This is a genomic window from Rhodopseudomonas sp. B29 (assembly GCF_000333455.1).
In the GTDB taxonomy this organism is placed as follows: Bacteria; Pseudomonadota; Alphaproteobacteria; order Rhizobiales; family Xanthobacteraceae; genus Rhodopseudomonas.
In genome coordinates, this window is the sequence record NZ_BADD01000510.1 from 1 (window position 1) to 7046 (window position 7046).

The following is a 7046-nucleotide window of genomic DNA, read 5'->3' on the forward strand; positions in this document are numbered from 1 at the left end:
CAACCGCCGCGCGCGGGCGCGGCTCGCCGCCGTGCAAGGCGCTGTATCAGATGGACGTCGGCGGCACCGGCATCAACGACACCTTCGCCGAATTCGAGAGCTTCTGGATCGGCAACGAGGTCGAGGGCGAGCAGTATCTGCCGGCCGAGGCCGCCTTCTTCCGCGACGTGGTGTCGGGCGTGGTACGCGACCAGAAGACGCTCGACCCCTTGATCGACGACGCGCTGACCAAAGGCTGGCCGCTGGCGCGGATCACCGCGATCCTGCGCGCCATCATGCGCGCCGGCGCCTACGAGCTCGAACACCGCAAGGACATCCCGGCGCGCGTCGTCGTCTCCGAATATGTCGACGTCGCCCACGCCTTCGTCGAGCCGGAGGAGACCGGCATGGTCAACGCCGTGCTGGATCAGATCGCGCGGCAGTTCCGCGGCGACGAGTTCACCCGTTAGCGTCCGGCCCGGCGCGCGCGAGCGTCTGCTCGAGATCGTAGAGCCGCAATTCGTCGGCGAGATTGTAGCGCGCCGGAATGCAATGGCCCGGTGTCGCGCCGACCGGCTTCGCGGCCTCCCACGGGCAGCCGCCCAGGCACAGCGGCGCGACGCCGCAACTCGCACAAGCCGCAGCGGACAACGCGGTCCGCGTCTTGAACCTCGGCGCCGCGGCCGGCCGCGGCGCCGTGTGCGCACCGTACCAGCCGCATGCGGACTGCGGGTCGCCGTGCACCTCGTTCCAGCACTCGAACGCGGCGCCGCCCGGACCGAGCACGAAACTGTCGGCGCTGTCGGCCGAACAGATCGATCCGCGGCGCGGCCGGGGCAGCACCGCGCCGGAGCCCAGTCCCTTGCGCAGCTTCACGAACTTGAACTGGGCATCGACCGCGGCGAATTCACGGTGACTGAGCAGGTCGGTGCAGCCGACCTCCGCCGTGTAGTTCCAGACATGGCCGAGATAGAGGTTGATGCGGTCGCGCGGCAGCGCTTCGAGGAGGGCGTCCAGCAGCGGCTCGAGCTGCCCGGCGTTGCTGCGGTCGACATTGATGCGAACCACCACGGAGATATGGCGGACCGCCTCGACGAGGTTGGCGACGATGCGATCGTAGGTGCCGTGGCCGGAGAGCGTCGGGCGGCGGCGGTCGTGAGTGTCGCGCGGCCCGTCCAGCGTGATCTGGGCGTGCTCGAATTGCTCGACCGACGCCAGGAACGCGGCGCGCTCGGCGGTGAGCAGGACGCCGTTGGTGATCATCGAATGCTTGAACGCGCAGTTGCGGTCGCGCGCCAGCGCCTGCAGCCGCGGCGCCAGCGCCTCGATGACGTCCAACGCGGCGAGCGGCTCGCCGCCGAACCAGGTGACGTCGAGCGAGCTGTCCGGCACCAGCCGGGCCTGCGCGAATTTGTACACGTCGTCGGCGTCGTCCGCCGACATCCGCCGCGACGAATGCGTCTGGAAGCAATAGCTGCAGGCCAGATTGCAGGTCAGCGTCGGCGCGATCGTCAGGCCGAGCCCGCGCGGCTGCGTGTCTCGCTGATCGTAGCGCCGGCGCAGCTCGGCCGGTTCGTCGCACGCGTCGTCGATCGCGAAGCCCGCGTCGATCATCGCCCGCTGGACATCGCTCAGCACCGGCGGCGGCCGCCCGTCGGCGCCGATCGACGCCAGAAGCGCGTCGTAGTCGGCGAGTTCAGCGTCGTCGAGCCTCAGCAGCGTGCCGCTGAGTGCGTTGAACGCCAGATAGCGCCCCGCGACGAACGACGTCGCCACGTGATTGTACGCCGAGACTTTCATCGTCGCCTCCGCGGCGGCCTAGTCGCCGGGGACGTCGCCGTCGATCGAAAGCCGAATCTGCGACCAGGCCTCCCGCGGCAGCTTGGCGAGGGCCTCGCCGAGATTGGTCACGACCGCGGACTTGTGGTTCCAGTTGTGATAGTCGTCGCAGTCGACCGGCATGCACGAGACGCTGTCGCAGCCGTGGCCCCGGCAGGTGTTGGGCGCGCAGGCTTCGCCGCCGCAGGCGCTGGAGTGATGCGGACAGGTCACCGAAGTGCAGTGGCCCTGCGAGAATGGATGACACTGATGCGGGCAGCTGCCTCCCGGGTTGGACACGTCGCGCGATGCCGACCTCACCGAGAGTTCGGCGACGTCGACGTCCATCGTCTTGAGGACGTCGAACACTTTGGCGATGTCGGCCGGATTGATCGAACTCGCACTCACGAGATTCACACGCAACTTGGCCATGATCCCCTCCCCAAGTGATCAAGTTCGAAGCATCCGCCGCAATCAGTTGTTGTGGCAATGATTGGGATCAATTGACCATTGCGCGGCGCGGGCGCTATGGACGCGGCCGATCCAAACCGGTCGGCAGACAAATTCCCAACACCTTGGAGTTCAAGGCTCGAGTGCCTGCGGAATTTGGGTCATGATAGCTGTCCTAGGCTGTGTACCGCTTCTGATTTTCGGCCTTGTGTCGGTCTTTGCGATTGGAGCGGTTACGTCGCTCTACTTCGCTCTCGCCCCGCCGGAAGCGCCAACGCCGCCAGATGTGAGTTTTCTTGCGTCGGACGCTCACTTCATGATCCGCGGGCAGCATCTGATCATGCCGGTGGTGGCGCTGAGTTCGTTTCACTGCGTCGAATGCCTCGAGCCGCATCGGCTGAAATCTTCCAAAGAACACCTTCAAGACGCGGGAGACCCTGCCAAGCCTAAGCTGGTGCGGAGGTTGGACGTTTCGATCGTTCGATATCGCAACATTGTCGAGCAGAGTTCCACACCCGACATTTGCTCGCTGCTGACACGACAATGGTCGAAGGCGGTCTGTAGCGGTCAGACCAAGGGCATTCTCGGCCGATTGCCGTCGTCGATCCGTCTGCGGGACGGCACCCTTCGCGAGGAAGCTACTCCTGCCGCGGAGCAGGCCGCAGATCGGCGTAAAGACGGGATCCGTCCCGTCGCTGCTGAGATTCACTGCGATGTCGATGCCAAATTCTGCGATGCCAGAATTGAGGCCCTGCCGGGACTGCTGGCGGAGTGGACAGTCTGGAAGGATGAACGCACCGGCACCACGGCATCGGAGATGGCCGACAGACAAGGCATCGCCATCGTCGAGTTCGTCCGACGGGCAATTGGTCCGGTCGAGGACGCCACCTTGTTGCAAGCGGAGTGACGTTCGCGGCAAGCGATCGGCTAACAGAGCGGCTTGCGTTGGATCGTGTTCTGGCCTTTCAGTGAGTGCCACTTTCAATTTGGCGCGCTCATGCAGCGACCAAGAGACGCGATGACCATGCCCTCCGGTGAAGACGATCTGATCGCCCGTTACTTCAAGCCGCTGGCGACCGATCCGGGCGCACGGGGACTGGTCGACGATGCGGCGGTGCTGGCTGCCTCCGGTAATGACCTCGTTCTGACGACCGACGCCATTGTCGAGGGCGTGCATTATCTGCCGGACGATCCGCCCGAAGCGATTGCCCGCAAGGCGTTGCGGGTGAACCTCTCGGACCTCGCCGCTAAGGGCGCCGAGCCGGTCGGCTTCCTGCTGACGCTGGCGCTGCGTGCTGCTGATGAGAGTTTTCTCGCTCCGTTCGCGCGAGCGCTCGGCGAGGATGCGGCCAACTACCAATGTCCGCTGCTTGGTGGTGATACCGTGTCGACGCCTGGGCCGATGATGATCTCGGTCACCGCGCTGGGCCGGGTGCCGCCCGGACGCATGGTTCGCCGTGACGCGCTACAGCCCGGCGATGCGATCGTCGTCAGCGGCACCATCGGCGATGCGGCGCTCGGACTCGATCTGTTGCAGGGGCGGGCGAGGGCGGCCAACGCGGCGGATCGCGATTACCTCGTCGGCCGCTACCGCGAGCCGCAGCCGCGGCAGGCACTCGCATCGGTACTCCGCGATCACGCCGGTGCCGGGATGGACGTGTCGGACGGCCTCGCCGGCGATCTCGCCAAGATGTGCGCGGCGTCCGGCGTGACGGCGACACTGGATGCCAACGCAGTTCCGTTGTCTGCCGCGGCGCAAGCGATGCTGGGTGCCGGCGCAACGAACTTGCAGCGCATCGTCAGCGGAGGCGACGACTACGAACTTCTTTGCGGCGTTGCACAACAAGGGCTCGACTCGTTCCTTGCTGCGGCGCAGCGGAGTGGTGTGCGGGTAACTGTCATCGGCACCGCACAAACCGGAACTGCTGCACCGCAGTGGCGCGACGCGAGCGGTCGCACGCTCTCGCTAACAAGCCTTTCCTTTAGCCATTTCTAAGCACTAGCCGTGCTTTGGCCGCCGGTAGTTCGGCCGATCAGTTGTTAGAAGCTCATCCGAAAGACTGCGCGAAACCCCGATCTCCTCCGTTCGCAGCGATTGCGGAGCACATCTGATTTTGGCAAGGTCCGCCACGATTTGAGGCTGCCCCGGGAAGAGGGCACGCCATCTTGTTGCGCGCCCGCATCGCTCCCGCGACGCAGGCACGGGGGTGAAACTCGGGACCGAGGCATCAGGAATGACAGCTTTATGGGTGATCGTGCTCTGCGGAGCGCTTTCGATCGTATACGCCATCTGGGCGACCTCGTCGGTGCTCGCCGCCGACCAGGGCAACGCGCGGATGCAGGAGATTGCCGCCGCGGTGCGTGAAGGCGCGCAGGCCTATCTGAAGCGCCAGTACATGACCATCGCCATCGTCGGCGTGGTGATCTTCGCGCTGCTCGCGTACTTCCTCGGCATCCTGGTGGCGATCGGTTTCGCGATCGGCGCGATCCTGTCCGGCGCGGCCGGCTTCATCGGCATGAACGTGTCGGTCCGCGCCAACGTCCGCACCGCCCAGGCGGCGACCACCTCGCTGGCCGGCGGCCTCGAGCTCGCCTTCAAGGCCGGCGCGATCACCGGCCTCCTGGTCGCCGGTCTCGCGCTGCTCGGCGTCACCTTGTACTTCATCTACCTGATCCACTTCGCGGGTCTCGCCGCCAACAGCCGCACCGTCGTCGACGCGCTGGTCGCGCTCGGCTTCGGTGCCTCGCTGATTTCGATCTTCGCTCGTCTCGGCGGCGGCATCTTCACCAAGGGGGCGGACGTCGGCGGCGACCTCGTCGGCAAGGTCGAAGCCGGCATTCCGGAAGACGATCCGCGCAACCCGGCGACGATCGCCGACAACGTCGGCGACAACGTCGGTGACTGCGCCGGCATGGCGGCCGATTTGTTCGAGACCTATGCGGTGACTGCGGTCGCCACCATGGTACTGGCGGCGATCTTCTTCGGCACCGCCGGCAAGGCCGAGCTGCAGAGCATCATGACGCTGCCGCTCGCCATCGGCGGCATCTGCATCATCACCTCGATCATCGGCACCTTCTTCGTCAAGCTCGGCGCCTCGCAGTCGATCATGGGTGCCCTGTACAAGGGCCTGATCGCCACCGGCGTGCTGTCGCTGGTCGGCGTCGGCGCGGTGATCTTCGGCCTGATCGGCTTCGGCAAGCTGCCGGGGGTGGCTTATTCCGGCATGTCGCTGTTCCTGTGCGGCATCGTCGGCCTCGCCGTCACCGGCCTGATCATCTGGATCACCGAGTACTACACCGGCACCGACTATCGCCCGGTGAAGTCGATCGCCCAGGCCTCCGTGACCGGTCACGGCACCAACGTCATCCAGGGCCTCGCCATCTCGATGGAAGCCACCGCTTTGCCGGCGCTCGTCATCATCGCCGGCATCCTGGTGACCTACAGCCTCGCCGGCCTGTTCGGCATCGCCATCGCCACCACCACAATGCTGTCGCTCGCCGGCATGATCGTGGCGCTGGACGCGTTCGGCCCGGTCACCGACAACGCCGGCGGCATCGCCGAAATGGCCGGCCTGCCGAAGGAAGTGCGCAAGTCGACCGACGCGCTCGACGCCGTCGGCAACACCACCAAGGCGGTCACCAAGGGCTACGCGATCGGCTCCGCCGGTCTCGGCGCGCTGGTGCTGTTCGCGGCCTACAATGAAGACCTGCAGTACTTCGTCGCCCAGAAGTCGCCGTACTTCATCGACGTCAAGCCGGACTTCTCGCTGACCAATCCCTATGTGGTGGTCGGCCTGTTGTTCGGCGGCCTGCTGCCGTATCTGTTCGGCGCGATGGGCATGACCGCCGTCGGCCGCGCCGCCGGCGCGATCGTCGAGGAAGTGCGTCGTCAGTTCCGCGAGAAGCCGGGCATCATGCAGGGTACCGACAAGCCGGACTACGGCAAGGCGGTCGACCTTCTGACCCGCGCGGCCATCAAGGAAATGATCATCCCGTCGCTCTTGCCGGTGCTGTCGCCGATCGTCGTCTACTTCGCGATCTACTTCATCGCGGGCGGCGGCGCGGCCGGCAAGTCGGCGGCGTTCTCGGCGGTCGGCGCGATGCTGCTCGGCGTCATCGTCACCGGCCTGTTCGTGGCGATCTCGATGACGTCGGGCGGCGGCGCCTGGGACAACGCCAAGAAGTACATCGAGGACGGCCACTTCGGCGGCAAGGGCTCCGACGCCCATAAGGCCGCAGTGACCGGCGACACCGTCGGCGACCCCTACAAGGACACTGCGGGCCCCGCCGTGAACCCGATGATCAAGATCACCAACATCGTGGCGCTGCTGCTGCTGGCCATCCTGGCGCACTGAGCGGCAGGCGAGGTTGGATCGAAACAAAGCCCCGCGGCGCGAGCCGCGGGGTTTTTGATTGTTGGGATCGGTAGCCCGGATGAAGCGAAGCGTAATCCGGGACAGCGCCGTTTTGTGGCCCCCGGATTTCGCTTCGCTCCATCCGGGCTACAGCCTATTCGGCTCGATTGAACCTCTTGGAACCCGGCGCGTTAACCGGTCCCAACCGACGAGAGGACCAGAGCGATGAGCGGCGTGAGCGGAATCAAAGAACACATGGAAGTCATCGGCGCAGACGGCGTGCATGTCGGCACCGTCGACAAGGTCGAAGGCAGCCGCATCAAGTTGACCAAGAAGGACAGCGGCGAGGGCAGCCACAAGGGTCATCACCACTTCATCGACGGCGGCCTCGTCGCCGAGGTCGAAGGCAGCAAGGTGCGGCTGTCGGCCAATGCCAACGTCGCG

General features: G+C 65.9%; 6 protein-coding genes and 1 pseudogene. 5 read left to right on the forward strand and 2 right to left on the reverse strand.

The features are described 5' to 3' along the window. Window positions 1–449 (forward strand): annotated as a pseudogene (gene nusB / locus I5M_RS30055) (transcription antitermination factor NusB); the annotation flags it as partial. Here the strand turns inward: nusB and I5M_RS18100 are convergent. Both I5M_RS18100 and I5M_RS18105 read right to left on the reverse strand, forming a co-directional pair. Beyond that, entirely contained in the window at window positions 439–1779 is a 1341-nt protein-coding gene (locus tag I5M_RS18100) for a radical SAM/SPASM domain-containing protein (protein ID WP_022722689.1), read from the reverse strand. The pseudogene nusB and the gene I5M_RS18100 overlap by 11 nt on opposite strands. An 18-nt stretch (window positions 1780–1797) precedes the next feature. After that, window positions 1798–2229, reverse strand: a complete 432-nt coding sequence (locus tag I5M_RS18105; RefSeq protein ID WP_022722690.1) for a hypothetical protein — start codon at window positions 2227–2229, stop codon at window positions 1798–1800. 181 nt (window positions 2230–2410) lie between these two features. Here I5M_RS18105 and I5M_RS18110 point away from each other — a divergent pair, with 181 nt between their 5' ends. The 4 genes from I5M_RS18110 to I5M_RS18125 all read left to right on the forward strand — a co-directional run. After that, window positions 2411–3154 carry a hypothetical protein gene (locus I5M_RS18110; RefSeq protein ID WP_022722691.1) on the forward strand — a complete coding sequence of 248 codons (744 nt, stop codon included), beginning with the start codon at window positions 2411–2413 and terminating at the stop codon, window positions 3152–3154. A 117-nt stretch (window positions 3155–3271) separates the two neighbouring features. Further along, entirely contained in the window at window positions 3272–4243 is a 972-nt protein-coding gene (gene thiL / locus I5M_RS18115) for a thiamine-phosphate kinase (protein ID WP_031336914.1), read from the forward strand. 238 nt (window positions 4244–4481) lie between these two features. Continuing rightward, window positions 4482–6602, forward strand: a complete 2121-nt coding sequence (locus I5M_RS18120) for a sodium-translocating pyrophosphatase (RefSeq protein ID WP_022722693.1) — start codon at window positions 4482–4484, stop codon at window positions 6600–6602. A gap of 225 nt (window positions 6603–6827) precedes the next feature. After that, a partial coding sequence (locus tag I5M_RS18125; RefSeq protein WP_031336917.1) for a DUF2171 domain-containing protein occupies window positions 6828–7046 on the forward strand: 219 nt, incomplete at its 3' end.

Coding starts and splice junctions, on each gene's coding strand:
- I5M_RS18105 (WP_022722690.1), bottom strand. CDS start 2,229: ATGGCCAAGTTGCGTGTGAATCTCGTGAGTGCGAGTTCGATCAATCCG.
- I5M_RS18100 (WP_022722689.1), bottom strand. CDS start 1,779: ATGAAAGTCTCGGCGTACAATCACGTGGCGACGTCGTTCGTCGCGGGG.
- thiL (WP_031336914.1), top strand. CDS start 3,272: ATGCCCTCCGGTGAAGACGATCTGATCGCCCGTTACTTCAAGCCGCTG.
- I5M_RS18110 (WP_022722691.1), top strand. CDS start 2,411: ATGATAGCTGTCCTAGGCTGTGTACCGCTTCTGATTTTCGGCCTTGTG.
- I5M_RS18120 (WP_022722693.1), top strand. CDS start 4,482: ATGACAGCTTTATGGGTGATCGTGCTCTGCGGAGCGCTTTCGATCGTA.